The sequence below is a fragment of the Streptomyces sp. CNT360 genome, from assembly GCF_000424785.1.
In genome coordinates this window covers 57,779-76,632 of record NZ_KE384247.1, presented here as the reverse complement: position 1 = coordinate 76,632, position 18,854 = coordinate 57,779, and the positions used below count along the sequence as shown (strand labels likewise).

Sequence of the window (18,854 nt, the reverse complement as noted above, 5' to 3'; positions counted from 1 at the left end):
CTGTGCGCCCGATTCCGCGGGATGCTCCTGGTGCGGCCTCCACCTGGCAGCCGTGGGCCGGGAGTTGTGCGGGACGCGGGTGGGTCCCGCACATCCGCCGCCGCGTCCGCCACCGCGGCCCGTAGACTCCCCTCTAGTGACATGCCCGAGGCGACCGGCAGACTGGCAGCCGGGACCTGACCGGACCAAAGGGGAAGAATCGGGCGGAAGGTCACGAGCACGTGAGGTCAGCAGGAGGGAATTGTCGCCGTGAGCAGCAGGCCATCCCGAGGCGCTGCTCGCCTCGCCGCCATACTCGACGCCCTGCCCGACGCGCTGCTCCTGGTGAACTGCAACGGCACGGTGGTGAACGCGAACGCCATCGCCCTGGAGGCCTTCGAGACGCCCGGTACGGCGCTCGTCGGACGCGGACTGCTCGACCTGCTTCCCGAGTTCGACTCGAAGCGCATCCCAGGGTCGATGCGGCGCCCCGAGGAGGCCGCCGCTGCCGCTCAGGGCCGCCAGAAGCCGACCCGGATGGTCGCGCGGCGCACGGACGGCACCGAGTTCCCGGTCGAGGTGACCAGCGCGAATCTTGAGGACGGGCGGACGCCCTACGCGTCCGCGATCGACGCGGCGTTCGCCGACCACCCGGGCGGCGCAGGGTACACGGGCGACGAGTTGCTCATGCTCGTCGTGCGCGACCTGACGGGGACCCTGGACACCGAGGCGGAACTGGCGCGCCAGCAGCGGCAGACCGAGATGATCCTGCGGGCCGCCTCCGAGGGCGTGGTCGGGGTGGACACCGAGGGCCGGGTGGTCCTCGTCAACCCGGCGGCCGCACACATACTCGGCTACCGCGCCAGCGACCTCGGCGGCCAGGAGTTGCACCCGCTGGTGCACCACTCCCGTCCGGACGGGGCGCCGCTGCCGTACGAGGAGACCCCGCTGGCCGACACCCTGCGTTCGGGCCGCAAGCACCGGGTGCGGGCAGGTCAGGTGCTGTGGGCCAAGAACGGCCGCGCGGTGCCCGTGGACATGACGACGGCCCCGGTACGGGACGGCGACCAGTTGGTGGGCGCCGTGCTGACGTTCGCCGACCGCCGCCCCTTCGACGCCGTGACCGCACGCCAGGACCAGCTCCGTGCCGTCCTGGAGGAGTCGCTGCGCGGCCCGCTGGAACGATTGCGCGAAGAGCTGTCCGCGCTGGCGTCCGACCCGGCGGGACAGCTGTGGCCCGAGGCGAACCAGATCCTGCACCACCTGTCCGCCGGCTACGCCCGGATGACCACGCTCGTCGACAACGTCCTCGGCTACCAGCGGCTGGACGCCGGCAAGGAGCGGCTGCGCACCGAGCCGGTCCCGATGGACGCCGTCGTGTCGGCCGGTGTCGAGGGCGCCGTCGAACTGATCGGCCCCGGGCGGGCCCAGTTCGCGGTGCACGCCCCGCCGATCGAGGCCGAGGTCGACCCGGAACGGCTGGCCGTGGCGCTGGCGCACCTGGTCGCCGACGTGGCCGGGGTGGACGCGACGGGCGCCGCGGCGTCGGCGCCGCCGCCGGGGGTCGACCCGACGATCGTGGTCGCGGCGGCCCAGCGCGGGGAGGTCGTGAGGATCGAGGTGCGCGGTCCGTACGGCGGCGGCAGCCCGGTCCACGAACCGCTGGTGCGCGGCATCGTCGACCAGCACGGCGGGGTGCTCCAGACGCACGAGGTCCCCGGTTCGGCGGGCGGCAGCGCGTACGTGCTCGAAGTCCCGGTCAAGGCCGTCGGCAACACGGCACGCCCCTCCGGCACCCGCGCCCGCCGCGCCGGTACGAACGGCACGGACGGGACGGGCGGCGCGAACAGTACGAGCGGTACGCACCGTACGGACGGGGCGAACGGCACGGACGGCACCGGCGGTTCCGGTTCGTCCGGCGGGGGCCGCAGCGGCAGCCACGCCGGGGGCCGCGGCCACGCCCGGCGTGCGGCCTCCGACACCGGTGGCGGCACCGGTGGCACCGGCGGCACCGGTGTCGGAGCCTTCGGGGTGCCGGGGGTCGTGCAGGGCACCGAGCACGGGGAAACGACGGTCATGCCCATGCCATCGGCCCCGGCGCGCGGGACGGGAGGGACCGGCCGGACCGCAGCCGAGGAGTTCCGGGGAGACGGCCCGGGGCCGCAAGCGGTACCGGGGCAGGGCGCGACGCAGGACCCGGGTCAGCACTCGGGCCAGGGCGGGGCGAGTGCGGGCCGAGGGCGGGCCCACCCGCCCGGTCCGGGCCGGGAGCTGGAGCAGGGCCCGGGGCCGCAGGTTCCGGCCCCGGGCCCTGCCCACGGGCCGCAGCAGTCCCGCGGGCCGCAGCAGGGCGTGCCGGGACCTGGCGGTCAGGGGGCCGGGGCACCGATGGCCGGCGGCCTGGAGCCGGTACGGGACCCGCGGCAGGGACCGCCCGCTCTCGACCACGTGCCCGACCCGCGGCAGAGCCTGGAGTTGGGACCGGGGCCGTCCGCCTCTCCCTCAACCGGTCGAGGCGGCCCCGGCGACGGGTCCGGCGGGCCCTCGCCCGCCCTGCCCGACCCGTCGGGCGCCTACGCGCTGGCACCCGCCCGCACGTCCGCGGCACGCATCCCCGCGCAGACCCCACAGGCCGCGCAGACCCCACAACAGGCGGCGCAGGAAGCCCCTCACGGCGCGCCCGGCGAAGGGATGGCGCACGAGGCGGCCCGCGAAGGGACGGCGTCCGCTCCTCCGTCCGAAGAGGCGTACGAGGAGGGGGCGGCCGTGCCCCGGCCCACCGGTCGACGGCGGCGTCGGCCCAGCCCGGACGAGGAGCAGCACGAGCAGGCCGGGACGGGCGGCGAGAGCGCGACGCGTGACGCCGCCGGTCCCCTCGCACTGCCGCCCGTACCCGCGCAGGGCAGTGGGCGGCGCGCCCGGCGCGCGCTGACCGACCCGGCGGAGGAGGCGTCGGGCCCGTACGGGAGCGGGGCCGCCGCGCAGCCGGGCGAGACCGACCCGCAGCCCGGCGAGGCCGTGCAGCACGCGGGCGGGCCTGCCGCGTACGCCGGTGGCCCGTACGCGGAGGATGCCGGTCAGGAAGCACCGTACGGCGAGGGCGCGTTCGGGCCGGGCGGGCCGGAAGCGGCGGGGGACGTGTCCGGCGGGCTGGAGCTGCCGTCGGCAGGCGGCCGAAGGGCCCGGCGCATCGCTGCGGCGCGTGCGCGGGCGCAGGCCGAGGCCGAGGCGCAGCAGGGCCCGCGGCACGCGCCGTTCGCCCTCCCACCGGTCCCCGCCTCCGACGCCTCCGAAGAGCTCGCCGCTCCGGCCGACGCGGCGCCGCAGGACGTGCGACCGGAGCTCCCGCAAGAGGTGCCGCAGGAGCCCGGGCAGGGTTTCCCGGACGCCGACGCCGCCGACAGCGGCGCGGGCAGCAGCACCGGGACCGGTGCCCCGGGCAGCGACCCGGCTCAGCCGCGGGATCACTCGGTGGTGGCCGCCAGCCCCATCCTGGGCGGCGGCCCGTACCCGCAGCACACGCCGGGACAGCAGGCAACGGGCCGGTCCTCCGGCGCACAGCCCCACCCTGGAGCACCGCCTTCGGGCGGGCAGTCCTCGGGCGGGCAGCCGGGGACGCCGGCCGACCCGTACGGAGCGGACCAGGGCCCTCGGGTGCGGACTCTCGGTCAGGGACTGCCGTTCACGGAGCGGATGGCGGAGCAGGCGGCACAGCAGTGGCCCGGCTCGCCGTCGTCGGCGCCCTCGGCCTCCTCGGCCATACCGTCCACCCCCTCCACCCCGGCTCCGCCGCCCGGCACAGGCCGCCGTCGGAAGTTGGCGACCCCGCAGGAGCGGCCGACCGGCCGGTCCGGCACCGCGCCCGCACCGGGCGGGCCGGAAGACACCCAGCAGTCCGCCCCCGAGGCGGGCCCTGTCTCCCAGCCGCTGCCACGGCCCCAGCCCCAGCACCAACCCCTGCCGCAGCCCCAGCCCCGGTCCCCCTCTCCGTCGCAGTCCGGTGAGGACGTGACGGAGGGGCCGGAGCCGTTGGACGGTCCGGACAGTCCCGTCGCGATGACGGACGGGCGCAGCCCGGGGATGCCGCCGCACGCGCGGGACGACGAGCTGCCGCCCGAGCCGTTGGACAACCCGCGGCGGCTGCTGGTCTGGCCGGAGCCGGACGTCTCCACCCAGCAGGCGCTCTCGGACCGCGGCTACCGTCCCGTCCTGGTGCGCTCGCGCGAGGAGGTGGACGCGCAGATCGCGGCGTATCCGGCGGCGCTCTTCGTCGATCCGCTGACGGGCCCGATCACCAGGACGGCGCTCCAGTCGCTGCGCACGGCGGCCGTGGCGGCCGAGGTGCCGGTGCTGGTGACGGCCGGACTGGGCCAGGCCACGCGGGAGGCGGCCTTCGGCGCGGACCCCGCGGTGCTGCTCAAGGCGCTGGCCCCCCGGGACAGCGAGCAGCATCCGCCGCGGGTCCTGCTGGTCGAGGAGCAGCAGGCCGTCGCGGCGGCGTTCGCGGCGACGCTGGAGCGGCGCGGGATGCGCGTCGCGCACGCCCCGACGGACGCGGACGCGGTGAACATCGCCGCACAGGTGCGGCCGAACCTCGTGGTGATGGATCTGATGCAGGTGCGGCGGCGCCGCGCGGGCATCATCGACTGGCTGCGGGTGAACGGGATGCTCAACCGCACCCCGTTCGTCGTCTACACCTCGGCGGACCTGGATCCGGGCGAGCTGCCGCGGCTCGCGTCGGGCGAGACGGTGCTGTTCCTGGCGGAGCGTTCGACCAGTGCCGAGGTGCAGTCCCGGATCGTCGACCTGCTGGCGAAGATCGGCGCCAACTGACCCCGGCGCGCGCCCCGACGGTGCCGCGGGGCCGTCCGGCCGGTGACACCGCGCCCGGACGGCCCCACGGGACGTTCACAAGGTGGTGACGTCCAGGTCGCCGGCCGCGTACTGCCCGCGCAGCACCTTCTTGTCGAACTTGCCCACGCTCGTCTTCGGTACGGCGTCGAGGGTGGCCCAGCGCTCGGGGAGCTGCCAGCGGGCGACGGTCTGTCCGAGGAAGGTGCGCAGCTCCTCGAACGGGACGGACGCGGCGCCCTCCTTGAAGACGACCGTGGCCAGCGGGCGCTCGCCCCACTTGTCGTCGCTGACGGCGACGACAGCGGCCTCGGCGACGGCCTCGTGCGCCATCAGCGCGTTCTCCAGCTCGACGGAGGAGATCCACTCCCCGCCGGACTTGATGACGTCCTTGGCGCGGTCCGTCAGCGTCAGGTAGCCGTCGGGGCTGATGACGCCGACGTCACCGGTGCGCAGCCAGCCGTCCGGGCTGAACTTGTCGGTGGGCCGCAGCGGCGGCTCGTCGACGCCGCCGAAGTACGCTGCGGCGATCCAGGGGCCGCGCACCTCCAGTTCCCCGGGGGACCGTCCGTCCCAGGGCGCGAATCCGCCGCCGGGTGCGGCCAGCCGGGCCTCGACTCCGGCGGGGAACCGGCCCTGGGTGACCCGGTAGGGCCACTCCTCCTCGGGGTCGAGGCCGCCCGGCGGGTGGGCGAGGCTGCCCAGCGGTGAGGTCTCCGTCATGCCCCAGGCGTGACAGACGCGTACGCCGTGCAGCTCCTCGAAGGCCCGCATCATGCTGGGCGGGCACGCGGACCCGCCGATGGTGACGGTCTTGAGGCAGGAGATGTCGCGCGGCGTGGCCGCCAGCTCGGCGAGGAGGCCCTGCCAGATGACGGGGACGGCGGCGGCGTGGGTGGGGCGCTCGGCCTCGATCATCTCGGCGATCGGCGCCGGCTGGAGGAAGCGGTCGGGCAGCAGCAGGCCGACCCCGGTCATGAACACCGCGTGCGGCAGCCCCCAGGCGTTGACGTGGAACATCGGGACGACCGGCAGCGAGGTGTCCGCGGTGGTCAGGCCCATGGACTCGGCCATGTTGACCTGCATGGAGTGCAGGTAGACCGAACGGTGGGAGTAGACGACGCCCTTGGGGTCGCCGGTGGTGCCGGAGGTATAGCACATGGCTGCCGCGGTGCGCTCGTCGATCTCCGGCCAGTCGTAGTGGGTCGGGCGCCCGGACAGCAGATCCTCGTAGTGGTGCACCCGGGGGGCGCAGCCCTCCAGCAGGGAGGTGTCGCCCGGCCCGACGACGACCAGGTGCTCGACCGTCTCCAGCCGGGGCAGCAGCGGGGCGAGCAGGGGCAGCAGCGTGCCGTTGACCAGGACGACCCGGTCGGCCGCGTGGTTGATGACGAAGACCAGCTGCTCGGCGGGCAACCGCAGGTTGAGGGTGTGCAGTACGGCCGCCATGGAGGGGATCGCGAAGTAGGCCTCCACATGCTCGGCGTTGTTCCACATGAGGGTTGCGACCCGGTCCTCGGGGCGTACGCCGAGTTCGTCACGGAGGGCGTGCGCGAGCTGTGCGGCGCGCTCGCCCGTGGCGCGGAACGTCGTACGGTGCGGCTCGGCCTCGCCCGCCCACGTGGTGATCCGCGCCTCGCCGTGGACGGTCGTTCCGTGGCGGAGGATGCGCGAGATGGTCAGCGGTACGTCGTCCTGCATCGTGCTCAGCACCGGGGCCTCCCGAGGTACGGCGGTTACGCGGAGCAGACGCGGTACCTCCTGCGAGGGGGCGGCACGGCGGTCCGGCCACCGGCGGCACCCCGGGTGCGACAGCACGGAAGCACCACGGTCCACCGCAGCCCGACGACCCGACACCTGTACGCAGGGGTAACGCGCTGGTTCCGCGGAAGCCTGCCACCGACCGCTCGGTATGTCACGGGGTCCCGCGCATCCGGCCCGCTCACAGCCTTCGCGAGCGACCGGCCGCGCTTCCGGAGCTGTCGCCTCCGCGGGCCGGCTGCGGCGCGGGGTCAGGCCGCAAGTGGCGCCCGCTCGGCCGGGCCGGGGCCCCACGCGCGCGGCGCCGCCTCGGCACCCGGCGTCCTTTCTCCTTCGGCCGCACCGGTGCGGTCCGCCCGGTCCGCCCGCCCCGATCGACCCGCTCGGCCCCCGTGCGCCTCCGCGCGGATGTCGGCGACGAGCTGCGGATCGTCCCGCAGCTTGGCCAGGGCGCGGGAGACGGCGCTCTTGACCGTGCCGACGGAGACTCCGAGCACCTCGGCGGTCTGCAACTCGCTCAGGTCCTCGTAGTACCGCAGCACCACCATGGCGCGCTGCCGGGCGGGCAGCTTGAGCACCGCCCGCCACATCGCGTCCCGTACGGCCTGCTGCTCGGCGGGGTCGGGTGCGGGCAGCGGGTCGGGCTCGGGCAGTTCCTCGCACGCGAACTCGTCGACCTTGCGTCTGCGCCACTGCGAGGTACGCGTGTTGACCAGCGCCCGGCGCACGTAGCCGTCCAGCGCGCGGTGATCGGCTATCCGGTCCCAGGCCAGGTAGGTCTTGGTCAGCGCGGTCTGGAGCAGGTCCTCCGCGTCGCTGGGGTTGGCCGTCAGGGAGCGGGCGGTGCGCAGCAGCACCTGGCCGCGGGCCTGAACGTAGGAGGTGAAGGTGAGCGGTGATCCCCCGGAGGCTGGCGGCACCGCAGGGGACCCCGCGTGCGTCGTGGAGGTGGTCCGGGGAGTCCGAACAGTCCCAGGCGTGGTCATGGCATCCACGCTAGGAGCCGCCGCCCTGCACCGGATCGCCCCAAGGTCGCGAAGCCGCGTCCGTCTCAGGGTGTAGGGGTGGTGGTACCTACACCTCCTGTAGGTGGAGGGCGTCCGCTCCGGGGCTCAGGGGCGTGTAGGGGGCGCCACCCTCACCCCGGCCCGGGTCACCCGACGACGGCGACGGGCGCGTCCACCAGGTTGTGATCGACGGTCACCGTGTGTCCACCGTAGGTACGTTTCGAGCTGCCGGTGTGCTGGTGGATCCGGCGGTGCGGCTGCCACGCCTTCGGGTTGATGTTGCGTTCGTCGTCCGTGGAGGCGGGCACGTGCCAGCGCGCGAACCACACCGCCGTCGGCAGCCCCCGCGCCCCCGCCGCGCGGGCCGTCTCCAGGTGGGCGGCGCCCGAGTTGGCGCTGCCGTAGAACCCGGCGACGTACCCCTGGGCACGTACCGCGCTGTTCCACCCCTGGATGAAGCGCAGCGTGGTGTCGGCACAGCTCTTGTTCTTGTGGTGGTACGCCTCCATGTCGAGGTAGAGGGCGCTCTTCTCGGCCATGTGGAACCGCTGCGCCTGCCGGACCGCGTCCTGCCCCTCACGCTGCCCCTGCGCATAGGGGTACTTGCTGCTCATCCGGAACTTCTGCTTGTTCTTCGCGACGACGCAGGGCGCCTGCGAGCCGACGTAGATGGGCATCAGTTTCCAGCCCTGCCGGTTGACCTCGGTGACCCAGTCGGGGCTCAGATGCTTCTGCTGCGGGCAGGCACGGCCGCGGCCGCCGATGTAGATGCCCGCGGCGCCGAACGGGGAGGCGTCCTTCCACGCGCGCATGGTGGCCGTCGAGGGCGCCTGGCAGGTGTCGAAGGCCTTCCCCTGGAAGATCTGCGCGCCGAAGTCGCGGGGGTCGCCCACGACGAGCGACGGCTGGTCGGCCGGTACGCCCGGTGCGCCGGGCGCTTTCGGGTCGGCGGGCACGTCGGGTGCGGCGGGATCGGTCAGCTTCCGCGCGTCGGTGGAGGTGGAGGGCTCGCCCGCGGGCGACTCCGACGTCGGGGCCGAGGAGGTCGAGGGGCGGGACGTCGAGGGCTGCGATGCCGACGGGTCCGGCGTCGACGGTTGCGACGCCGATGGCTGTGACGCCGGGGGCTGCTGCGACGGGGGCGCCGAACCGCCCGGGGCGGGGGACGGGTCGGAGTCAGCGGCAGCGGCGGGAGCGTGGTCGGGCGGTGCGGGCTCGGTACCGGCGGCGGGGAGGGCGGCGCCGGTGAGCGCGGCGGCGAGCGCGGCCGAGACGAGGGCCGCTCGTCGCATCATCAGACTTTTTGTCGCCATGAGGCGAGTGAACGAGCCACGGCCCGCCGAACCGCTCAGGCACGCCAGCAGCGCCCCCGGATTCAGCCGTCTGCCGGGCACCCACCGGTCGCGCCCCTCCCAAGCCGTCCCCCGTCCGGGTCACCGGCCCCCCGACTCACCGGTCACCGGGTCAGCACCAGTCCCGAGGTGGGCACCCCGGTGCCCGCTGTCACCAGGACCCGCTCACATCCGCCGACCTGGTTGACGGAGGTGCCGCGGAGCTGCCGTACCGCCTCGGCGATGCCGTTCATGCCGTGCAGGTACGCCTCGCCGAGCTGACCGCCGTGCGTGTTGAGGGGCAGGGCCTCCTCCGCGACGAAGGCGGCGCCCTCGCCGGGGCCGCAGAAGCCGAACTCCTCCAACTGCATCAGCACGAACGGGGTGAAGTGGTCGTACAGGACGGCCACATCGATCTCCCCGGGCCGCAGTCCGCTGGTGCGCCACAGTTGGCGGGCCACCACGCCCGTCTCGGGCAGCCCGCTCAGGTCGTCGCGGTAGAAGCTGGTCATCTGTTCCTGTGCGCGGCCCGCGCCCTGGGCCGCGGCGGCGACGACGGCCGGCCGGTGCCGCAGATCGCGGGCCCGCTCGGGGGTGGTGACCACCAGCGCCTGGCCGCCGTCCGTCTCCTGGCAGCAGTCCAGCAGCCGCAGCGGTTCGACGATCCAGCGGGAGGTCGCGTGGTCGGCCGGCGTGAGGGGCGCCCCGTAGAAATAGGCGGCCGGGTTGGTGGCGGCGTACTTCCGGTCCACCACGGCGACGTGTCCGAACGCCTCCGGGGTGAGCCCGTAGGTGTGCAGATAGCGCTGCGCCACCATGGCGACCCAGGAGGCGGGTGTCAGCAGTCCGAAGGGCAGCGCCCAGCCGAGCGCCGCCCCCTCGGCCGAGGGCTCGCGCTGCTGCACACCGGAACCGAAGCGCCGGCCGGACCGCTCGTTGAACGCCCGGTAGCACACGACCGTCTCGGCGAGCCCGGTGGCGACCGCCAGCGCGGCCTGCTGGACGGTGGCACAGGCGGCGCCCCCGCCGTAGTGCACCCGCGAGAAGAACGACAGCTCCCCGATACCGGCCGCCTGCGCGACGGTGATCTCCGGGCTGGTGTCCATGGTGAAGGTGACCATGCCGTCGACGTCCTGGGGGGCGAGCCCCGCGTCGTCCAGTGCGGCGCGGACGGCCTCCGTGGCGAGGGCCAGTTCGCTGCGCCCGGAGTCCTTGGAGAACTCGGTCGCTCCGATGCCGACGACGGCTGCCCTGCCGCCGAGTGTGTCGGGGGCGCGCAGGCTCATGAGCGGGTGCCCTCCCGCTCCGGCGCACCCGATCCACCGGGCGCCGCCGCAGGGACGGTGACCGTGACGGTGCCGGTGACGTGGTTGCCGAGCCGGTTGGCACCCCGTACGGCGATCTCCACGAGGGTTCCGCCGTCAGCGGCGAGCGCACCGTCGGAGGCGCTCGCACCGGGCGCGGCGGGGCCGGCAGGCATGACGGCGACGACCTGTCCGGTCAGCTTCATGGTGTCGCCCGGGTGGTTGGGGGCGCCCAGCCGGATGGCGACCTTGTGCAGCACGGCGTGCGGGCCCGCCCAGTCGACGACGTACCGGCCCACCAGACCGTTGGTCGTCAGGATGTTCATGAAGATGTCGGGCGAGCCCTTCTGCTGCGCGGCCTCGGCGTCGTGGTGGACGTCCTGGAAGTCGCGCGAGGCCAGCGCACCGGAGACGATCAGCGTGCGGGTCACCGGGATCTCCAGCAGCGGCAGTGCGTCGCCCTCGCGCGGGCCCGGTTCTGTTACCGCCATGCGGCATCTCCCTCCGGATCGGACAGTGCCTCTCCCGGCGCGCCGGGAGAACCGAGACGGGCGGCCAGTCGGCGGCCCCACAGGAAGTGCCGGTGGGGCGGGTGGGTGAGATCGGCGCCGACACCACCGTGCAGGTGCGCTCCGGTGCGGACGCCCCTGCGGCCCGCCTCGGCGGCCGCCTGCTCCTCGGTGGGGGTGAGGTCCATCAGAGCGCCGCCTGTCCGCGCGGCTCGGCGGCGCGGAAGACGGGCAGTTCCAGCGCGTCGTCCACCCGCAGGAACTCCAGCTCCACCGGCATCCCGATGCGCACCTCCTCGCACGGCACACCGACGACGTTGCTGACGATCCGCACGCCCTCGGCCAGTTCCACCAGCGCCACCGCGTACGGCGGATCGAAGGCGGGGAAGGGCGGGTGATGCATGACGACGTAGGAGTAGACGGTGCCGCTCCCGGACGCCTCGACAGCGGACCACTCGGCGGAACCGCACGCATTGCATCCCGGCAGCCAGGGGAAGCGCGCAGTTCCGCAGGCGTCGCAGCGCTGGAAGAGCAGCACATGCCGGGCGACCCCCTCCCAGAAGCCCGCGTTGTCCCGGTTGACGACGGGACGGGGCCGGCGGGGCGCGTCCGTACGCGCTCGCGCGGGGCCGTGCGGGCGGTACTTGAGGATGCGGAACCGGTGCGTGCCGACCAAGGCGTCGCCGACGCGCACGGACATGCGGGTCGTGACGAAGTGACCGGTGCCCAGCTTGGTCGTCTTGCGCGGGGAGACGGACTCGATCACCGCGTCGAAGGTGATCTCGTCCCCGGGACGCAGCGGCCGCGTGTACTCCTGTTCGCAGTCGGTCGCGACCACGGAGGTGTACCCGGCGCCGTCCAGAGCGCCCAGCAGGTCGAGGTAGGGCCCCTGCCGGCCGGGCTGCCCGTCGATCCCGGCCATGGTCCACACCTGGAGCATGGTCGCGGGCGCCGAACCGTCCGGCGGTACGGGGTGGCCCAGCGCCTCGCACCAGTGGCGGATCATGGCCGTGCCGACCGGGTCGCGCCCGTGCGCCGGCGGGGCGGCCGGGCGCCCCTCGTAGCCGCGCAGCCGCTCGTACAGCACGTCAGGTCCCGTCTCCGGCCCCGCCTTCGTCTCCGGCCTCCCGTCGGACCCGGTGTCGGCCCCCGGGCGCGGCTGCGCGTCAGCGCCTGTGCGCGTCCCAGGCTCCGACTCCGGACGCTCGGGAGCGTGCTGCCCAGCGGTCTCCGCCGTCTCCTGGCCCGCCCCGCACGTGGAGCCGGGCGTCCCCGGTGTGCTCACCGTCGCCTCCTGGGCATCCCGAGCCGCATGGTCGCGGCGATCTCCCGCTGGACCTCGCTCACTCCGCCCCCGAACGTGTTGGTCTGCGCGGCTCGGTTCATCGGCGTTCACCGGCGTTCATCGGCGTTCCTCCGCTCGGCCTCTCCGCCCTCGCACGCACCCGGCGAACCGGACCGCACCGCGTCACCATGGAGACCGGGGCGCCCGCGCGGTGGGCCTCCTCGAAGAAGACGGACTGGTTGTCAGGGCCGCGCCCCTGGCCGCCGTACTCCACCGGCTGGTGCGGACCGAGCCACCCGTCGGGCCCGACACGGCGCAGCAGCGTGCGCTGCCCGGCATCGCGGGATGCCGGTAACACGCCGCAGCAGGCGTGCAGTTCGGCGCGGAGCGCACGTTGCCGCTCGGTGGGCACGGGATGCATTTTCTGACTGTCCGTCAGGAATACGGGCACTGTCAACAGCCCGCGCACCGCTACGGTGCGGCTGCCCGACCGCCCCCGGGAACGCGACCGCGCGCCCGCGATCGGCATCGCGGGCGCGCGGCCTCAGCCCGTCCCCATGAACGCCCGGCCCGTCAGGCCGGCCGGTCGTTCAGCGGGTCACCACAGGTTGTGGAAGACGACGGTGGTGGTCTCGTTGTGTGTCACGTTGGCCTGGTTCACGTCCGCACCGTTGCCGTTGACGGTGGCATTGTTGGCGTTGTTGGTGTTGTTTCCGTCACCCACGGCGCCCTGCACCTGGGAGTTCGAGCTCGCGTTGGAATTCGATCCGTCGTCCGCAAGGGAGCCGTTGTCCGCCTGGGCCACGCCGGACATGACGGCGACGGCGAACGGAAGGGCGGCGGCGGCCGCGATGACGCGGGCGGTACGGATGCGTGCCATGTTCAGTCCTCCAGGAACCGTGAGTGCGCCACGAGAGCGCTCTGCACAAGAAGTGCCTTGCTGCCGTCGGCAGTTGGCCTGCTGCCGGCGGCCTCGCTGTACGACGTCGCGGATCCAGAGTTGCCCACCGCACAACGGGTGAACCACTCCTGACGGGTTGTTTCCCTCGCAAGTATGACGACGTGTCGATAAACCCCCCGTACGCCCCCGAGCCCGCTCACGCTCCCCCACGGGCACACGCTCACCCCCCTCCCGTCACGCACCGGGCGGCTGCCAGTCCGGGTCCCGGCCGGTGAGCGCCACCACCTGTGCCAGCAGCGGCGCACCGGGACGGGTGGGCACGACGGGGCCGAAGAGGCCCGCACCGCTCGCCTCGTCGGCGGCGGCCGCCAGGAAGGCGTGCAATGGGCGCAGTTCGGCCTCGGTGACCCTGTCCGCCGCCCTGTCGGCCCGGTCGGCCTCACCGTTCCCGTCGGCCCCGTCGGCATCCTCGATCTCGTACGGCTGCCCCGTCGCGCGCGCGAGGTCCCAGCCGTGGACCACCAGTTCGTCCAGCGTCACCAGTCCGGCCTCCGCGCCCGTCAGGGCGAGGCCGCCGGCCTGGGTGTCGCCCGTCCAGGCCGCCGGCTCCGCCCAGGCCGCCGCCAGCTCGGCAAGGCGGCCCGGGACCCGGGTGCGCCATCCGTCCCGGAGGGGCCGCCGCCCGCCGTCCGCCCGGGCCCCCGAGGTGTCCTCGCCGAGGTCCTTGCGCGCGGTGCACCGCAGTCCGACGGCGAGGTCGTCGATGTGCCGCAACAGGTCCCGTACGGCGAAGTCAGCGCAGGGCGTCGGGGCGTCCAGCACCCCCTCGTCCACCGCCACGACGAGGGCCGCCAGCCGGTCGGCAGCCGGGGTCAGGTCCACGGCCACCCCGTCCCCCTCCGCACCCGCCCCGGTGTTCTCTGCCGCACCCGCGCCCCTCGCCGGGCCCCGGGTGTTCCGCACGTCGCCCGCGTTCCCCGCGTTCCTGTCGTCCGTCATCTCCTGCGCCTCCCGCGCTCCGCTACCGCCGGATCACCGTCTCCGCACGGAGACCGCCCGGCCCGCCGCCCCTCGTCACAGGGCCTTGCGGAGATGGTCCGCCGTGTGTGTGCCCCCGGCGCGCACCATCTCCTCCGGCGTGCCGGTGAACACGATCCGGCCGCCGCGCGTGCCCGCTTCGGGGCCGACATCGATCACATGGTCGGCGTGCTTGACCACTTCCAGGTCGTGTTCGACCACGACGACGGTGTTGCCCGCGTCCACGAGCCGGTCCAGCAGGGCGAGCAGTGCCTCCACGTCCGCCATGTGCAGCCCGGTGGTGGGCTCGTCGAAGACGTAGAGACCGCCCTTCCCGTGCAGCCGGTGAGCCAGCTTGATCCGCTGGCGCTCTCCACCGGACAGCTCCGAAAGCGGCCGGCCGAGCGTGAGGTACCCGAGCCCCACCTCGCGCAGCGGTGCGAGACGGCGTCGCACGAGCCCGTCGAAGGGCGGGCCGGCGACATGCTCCAGCGCCTCGTCGACAGTCAGGGCGAGCAGATCGGCGACGTTCTTCCCCCGTACCCGGTAGGAGAGCACCTCGTCCCGGAAACGCCGCCCCTCGCACACCTCGCACACGGTGGTCACCGGGTCCATGAAGGCCATGTCCATCGTGATCGTGCCGCGCCCCCGGCAACCGGGGCACCCACCCGCCGAGTTGAAGCTGAATGCTCCCACTCCCACCCCGTGCTCCCGCGCGTACGTCCGCCGGATCGGGTCCCACACGTCCGTGTACGTCGCGGGGGTGGAACGCGGCGAGACACCGACCGCCGACTGATCGAGAACGACCGTCTCCGGGTGGGCCGCCGGCAGCGCCACCGCTGCCAGCGTGCTCTTTCCCGAACCGGCCACCCCCGTCACCACGGTGAGCACGCCGGCCGGGAAGTCCACGCCGACGTCCCGCAGGTTGTGCGTCGAGGCGTTCCGCACCGGCAGCGCACCCGTGGGTGTGCGGCGCAGCGCGGCCGGCTTGAGGCCGGTCCGCTTCCGGAAGCGCTCCCCCGTGAGGGTCCCGCTCGCGGCCAGCTGAGCCACGCTGCCCTGGAAGACGACCTCGCCGCCGCGCGCACCCGCCCCTGGCCCCATGTCGATCACATGGTCGGCCAGGGCGATCACCTCCCGGTCGTGCTCGACGATCAGCACCGTGTTCCCCTTGTCGCGCAACGCCCGCAGCAGGTGGCCGAGCCGCTCCACGTCCCGGGCGTGCAACCCGACGCTGGGCTCGTCGAAGACGTACGTCATCCCGGTGAGGCTGCTGCCCAGGTGCCGCACCGTCTTCAGCCGCTGGCTCTCCCCGCCCGACAGCGTCCCCGTGGGCCGCTCCAGGGTGAGGTAGCCCAGCCCGACCGCGTCGATCCTGCGCAGCGCGGCCAGCGCCGCCGCCACCGGCGGGCCCCCCACGGCGTCCTGGGCCACCCGCGAGCCGGCCAGCCATGCCACCAGGTCCCGGATCTCCATGGCACACAGCTCAGGCAGCGACCGCCCCTCGATCCGGGACGCCGCAGCCCGCTCGTTCAGCCGTGCCCCGCCGCACGCCTGGCAGACCACCTCGCTGACGACCTGCTCGGCCTGTCGGCGCTCCCGCTCGCCCAGCGTCGCCAGGCCCGGTTTGAGGAAGCGGCGCGTGAACCGCGGCACCAGGCCCTCGTAGTCGTTCACGGCGAGGGACTCGAACCCTTCGCCGCCCTGCGGACGGTGCGGCCGCTGGGTCTTGAAGCCGCCGCCGTACAGCAGCGTTTCCCGCTCCCGCGGGGTGTACGCACACAGCGGCTTGTCCGGGTCGAGCACGCGTGGGGCGTCCTCCCACCGCGGCCCGTCGGCCCCCTCGTACACGCGGATCTGCGCGTACCGCTTCCAGTAGTTCGTCCCCACCGCGAACGCCGGGTGCCTGATGGCGCCCTCGTTCAGCGACTTCGACTCGCCCAGCAGCTTGGTCAGATCCACCCGCACCGTGCGTCCCAGACCCTCGCACGCGAGGCACATGCCCTCCGGGTCGTTGAACGAGTACCGGTGCGAGAACCCGGCACCCGGGTGGGCGCAGCGGGAGAAGAGCACCCGCAGCACGGGGTTGACCTCCGCCATCGTCCCCACCGTCGAGCGTGCACCGCCGCCGGCCGGCCGCTGGTCCACCACGATCGCCGGCTTCAGGTTCTCCAGCGCCTCGAACCGTGGCCGCTCGTACCGCGGCAGCCTGCTGCGCACGAACCACGGGAAGACCTCGTGGAGCTGCCGCTGCGACTCCACCGCGACCGTGTCGAACACCAGCGACGACTTGCCCGAGCCCGACACCCCCGTCACCACGGTCAGCTCTCCCAGCGGGATCCGCAGTGACACCCCGCGCAGGTTGTTCTGCCTGCCGTCCCGCAGCACGATGTGCCCGCGCACGGTACCTCCCTCTCCCTCGCCAGAACCCCACCCTCCCCCGGAAACCCGACACCCCCTGTCCGGTTTCCGGCCCTCTTCCTCCCTGGCCTCCCCCGCTGTGCGCACCCCCGGCAGGCGGTACCGGGAAGCACCCGCACACAGCGAAGGGGCATCACCTGTGCGGTGGTGCCCCTTGGCAAGCTGAGCTCTCAGTCGGTCCCGTGCGGAGGCGGTGGGATTTGAACCCACGGAGGTGTTGCCACCTCTACGGTTTTCAAGACCGCTCCCTTCGGCCGCTCGGGCACGCCTCCCCGCGTCGTCGCACGGACGACGCGGGGACAGCCTAGCGCGTGATCAGTTGTCGTCGCCCTTGCGGGAGCCGAGGGTGACCTCGACGGTGTGCTGCTTGCCGTCGCGCTCGTAGGTGATCTTGACCTTTTCGTCGGGGTTGTGGGACCAGATGGTGCCGATGAGGGTGGGGCCGCTGTCGATCACCGTGTTGTCGAGCTTGGTGATGACGTCACCGGGCTTGAGGCCCGCCTTGTCCGCGGGGCCGCCCGGGGTGACGGGCTCGTCGCCGTTCTGGCCGGAGCGGGAGATGGTGGCGCCCTTGCCCTCGCCGCCGAGCTGAACGGTGGCGCCGATCACCGGGTAGACGGGCTGGCCCGTCTCGATGAGTTGTTCGGCCACGCGCTTGGCCTGGCTGGAGGGGATGGCGAAGCCGAGGCCCACGCTGCCGGACTGACCGCCGCCCTCCATACCGCCGCCGCCACCGCCGCCCGACTGGATGGCGGAGTTCACGCCGACGACCGCGCCCTGCGAGTTGAGCAGCGGACCGCCGGAGTTGCCGGGGTTGATGGAGGCGTCCGTCTGGAGCGCGTTCATGTACGACGCCTGGCTGCCCTTGCCGTCGCTGGAGGCCACCGGACGGTTCTTCGCGCTGACGATGCCGGTGGTGACCGTGCCGGAGAGCCCGAACGGCGCGCCGATCGCGATGGTCGCGTCCCCCACGGCCACCTCACCCGAGTCGGCCACCGGCAGCGGGTTCAGCTTGCGGTCGTCGGCACCGCTCAGCTTGAGGACGGCGATGTCGTACCCCTGGGCCTTGCCGACGACGTGGGCGTCGTACTTCTTGCCGTCGGAGAAGGTCGCTGTGAGCTTCCCGCCCTCCGTCGCGTTGGCCACCACGTGGTTGTTGGTGAGGATGTGGCCTTCCTTGTCGAAGACGAAGCCCGTACCGGTGCCCTCCTCGCCGCCGCCGGACGCGCGGATGGTGACCACGCTCGGCAGCGCCTTGGCGGCTATCCCCGCGACCGACTTGGGCGAGCGGTTCAGCTTCCCGGGGTCGGACGAGGAACTGATGGTGGTGCTGCCGCTGTCCGAGCGGTCGGCGGCCCAGAAACCGATGCCGCCGCCGATGCCGCCGGCCACCAGAGCGGCGACGACCACGCCGACGATCAGCCCGTTGCGGCGCTTCCTGCCGCCCGGCTCGGGGCCGCCCGGGGCGGAGCCCTGGGGCATTCCCCACGGGTCGTGCGGCGGCATCCCGCCGCCACCCGGGCCACCGGGCCCGACCGGTCCGCCCGGGCCACCGCCGTACGGGGGCGGAGGCGGGGGCGTCTGGTGGCCCGCGCCACCACCCCAACCGCCGGACTGGCCCGCACCACCGTCACCGGCCCCGCCGTAGCCCCCCGCACCGCCACCGGCCGGTCCACCGGGCTGCGACCCGCTCATGGTGGGAGCCGGGGGTGCTGCGGGTGCCGCGGGGAAAGCAGCCGTGTCCGCAGGAGCGTCGCCCGGCTCACCCGGGGTGGCCGCCGGCCCGGTCGGGGCGGCCGGACCAGCCGGGACCGCAGCCTGGGGCGCGGTCGGTGCATCGGCAGGGGGTTGCGGGGCCTGCTCGGGGACGCGCGAGGAGTCCGCGGTGTTCTCCGGGCCGCCCGGAGCGGCACCACCGGCGGAGGAGGGCGGGGAAGCAGAAGCGGCGGCAGTGGCAGCAGAAGCGGAAGCGTCCGGGGAGGGCAGCGAGAAGTCGCCGTCCTCACGGCTCGTCGGGGCGCCGGTGGACGGGGCCCCGGCCGGCGCCGGAGGCGTGGGATCCGACCCCGCCGCAGGCGTCACGGCAGCGCCCTCGTTCTCGGTGCTCACAGCTCACTCCTCATCAGGTGCACGACATCGCAGGAAGTGCGGTTGCGTATGGGGGTTCCCATGGACAGCTTTTCCCATCACACGTCAGGCGGACGTAAGCCAATGCTGAGCCTCCGCACTCCCGTCCTTACATCGGACCAACACGGACGAAACTCCCGGCCGTCGGCGGCCACGGGCCGACGCGTGTGCGACGGCGTCGACACGCCGTTCGAGGGCTCACCCTCGACGCGCTCCGCACATTCGCACGCACATACTCCACGGTCACGGCACCCAGCCTAGGCGCGCCCCGGCGGAACCGCCCCTCGGGGAAGCCCGGTGGAGCTCCGGAATACCGACGGGGCCGACCAGACCGACGGGGCCGACGGGGCCGACGGGAGAC

General features: G+C 73.9%; 10 protein-coding genes, 1 tRNA gene and 4 pseudogenes. 1 reads left to right on the top strand and 14 read right to left on the bottom strand.

Annotated features, from left to right (window positions below):
* Positions 1-249 precede the first annotated feature (249 nt).
* Positions 250-4,812: a PAS domain-containing protein gene (locus H297_RS0132175; protein ID WP_027740396.1), complete on the top strand. Its 4,563-nt coding sequence runs from the start codon at positions 250-252 to the stop codon at positions 4,810-4,812.
* 75 nt (positions 4,813-4,887) lie between these two features.
* Here the strand turns inward: H297_RS0132175 and H297_RS0132170 are convergent, their stop codons facing one another.
* From H297_RS0132170 to H297_RS0132105, 14 genes and pseudogenes are all read right to left on the bottom strand, one after another.
* Complete coding sequence (locus H297_RS0132170) at positions 4,888-6,543, bottom strand: long-chain fatty acid--CoA ligase (protein ID WP_027740395.1); 1,656 nt, start codon at positions 6,541-6,543, stop codon at positions 4,888-4,890.
* Positions 6,544-7,010: 467 nt separating this feature from the next.
* Positions 7,011-7,577 (bottom strand): annotated as a pseudogene (locus H297_RS39705) (SigE family RNA polymerase sigma factor); the annotation flags it as partial.
* A 167-nt stretch (positions 7,578-7,744) separates the two neighbouring features.
* Positions 7,745-8,911: a glycoside hydrolase domain-containing protein gene (locus H297_RS0132160; protein WP_051352364.1), complete on the bottom strand. Its 1,167-nt coding sequence runs from the start codon at positions 8,909-8,911 to the stop codon at positions 7,745-7,747.
* Between the two features lie 143 nt (positions 8,912-9,054).
* Complete coding sequence (locus tag H297_RS0132155; protein WP_027740393.1) at positions 9,055-10,215, bottom strand: lipid-transfer protein; 1,161 nt, start codon at positions 10,213-10,215, stop codon at positions 9,055-9,057.
* Positions 10,212-10,724, bottom strand: a complete 513-nt coding sequence (locus tag H297_RS39700) for a MaoC family dehydratase (RefSeq protein ID WP_037795867.1) — start codon at positions 10,722-10,724, stop codon at positions 10,212-10,214. The genes H297_RS0132155 and H297_RS39700 overlap by 4 nt, the downstream gene beginning before the upstream one ends.
* A pseudogene (locus H297_RS0132145) lies at positions 10,715-10,900 on the bottom strand (acyl-CoA dehydrogenase family protein); the annotation flags it as partial. The pseudogene H297_RS0132145 and the gene H297_RS39700, both read right to left, overlap by 10 nt.
* A gap of 29 nt (positions 10,901-10,929) precedes the next feature.
* Positions 10,930-11,829: a bifunctional MaoC family dehydratase N-terminal/OB-fold nucleic acid binding domain-containing protein gene (locus H297_RS0132140; RefSeq protein WP_027740391.1), complete on the bottom strand. Its 900-nt coding sequence runs from the start codon at positions 11,827-11,829 to the stop codon at positions 10,930-10,932.
* 194 nt (positions 11,830-12,023) lie between these two features.
* Positions 12,024-12,215, bottom strand: a pseudogene (locus tag H297_RS44765) (acyl-CoA dehydrogenase); the annotation flags it as partial.
* A gap of 56 nt (positions 12,216-12,271) precedes the next feature.
* Positions 12,272-12,448, bottom strand: a pseudogene (locus tag H297_RS44760) (acyl-CoA dehydrogenase); the annotation flags it as partial.
* Positions 12,449-12,625: 177 nt separating this feature from the next.
* The gene (locus tag H297_RS0132125) at positions 12,626-12,907 is read right to left on the bottom strand and encodes a hypothetical protein (protein ID WP_027740389.1); all 282 of its coding nucleotides are present in this window, start codon (positions 12,905-12,907) and stop codon (positions 12,626-12,628) included.
* 255 nt (positions 12,908-13,162) lie between these two features.
* A complete protein-coding gene (locus H297_RS0132120; protein ID WP_078514938.1) occupies positions 13,163-13,927 on the bottom strand; it encodes a TIGR03086 family metal-binding protein in 765 nt (254 codons plus the stop codon).
* Positions 13,928-14,002: 75 nt separating this feature from the next.
* Entirely contained in the window at positions 14,003-16,348 is a 2,346-nt protein-coding gene (locus tag H297_RS0132115; RefSeq protein ID WP_027740387.1) for an excinuclease ABC subunit UvrA, read from the bottom strand.
* Between the two features lie 203 nt (positions 16,349-16,551).
* Positions 16,552-16,638, bottom strand: a tRNA-Ser gene (locus H297_RS0132110).
* Between the two features lie 43 nt (positions 16,639-16,681).
* Entirely contained in the window at positions 16,682-18,475 is a 1,794-nt protein-coding gene (locus tag H297_RS0132105) for a trypsin-like peptidase domain-containing protein (RefSeq protein ID WP_027740386.1), read from the bottom strand.
* Positions 18,476-18,854 lie beyond the last annotated feature (379 nt).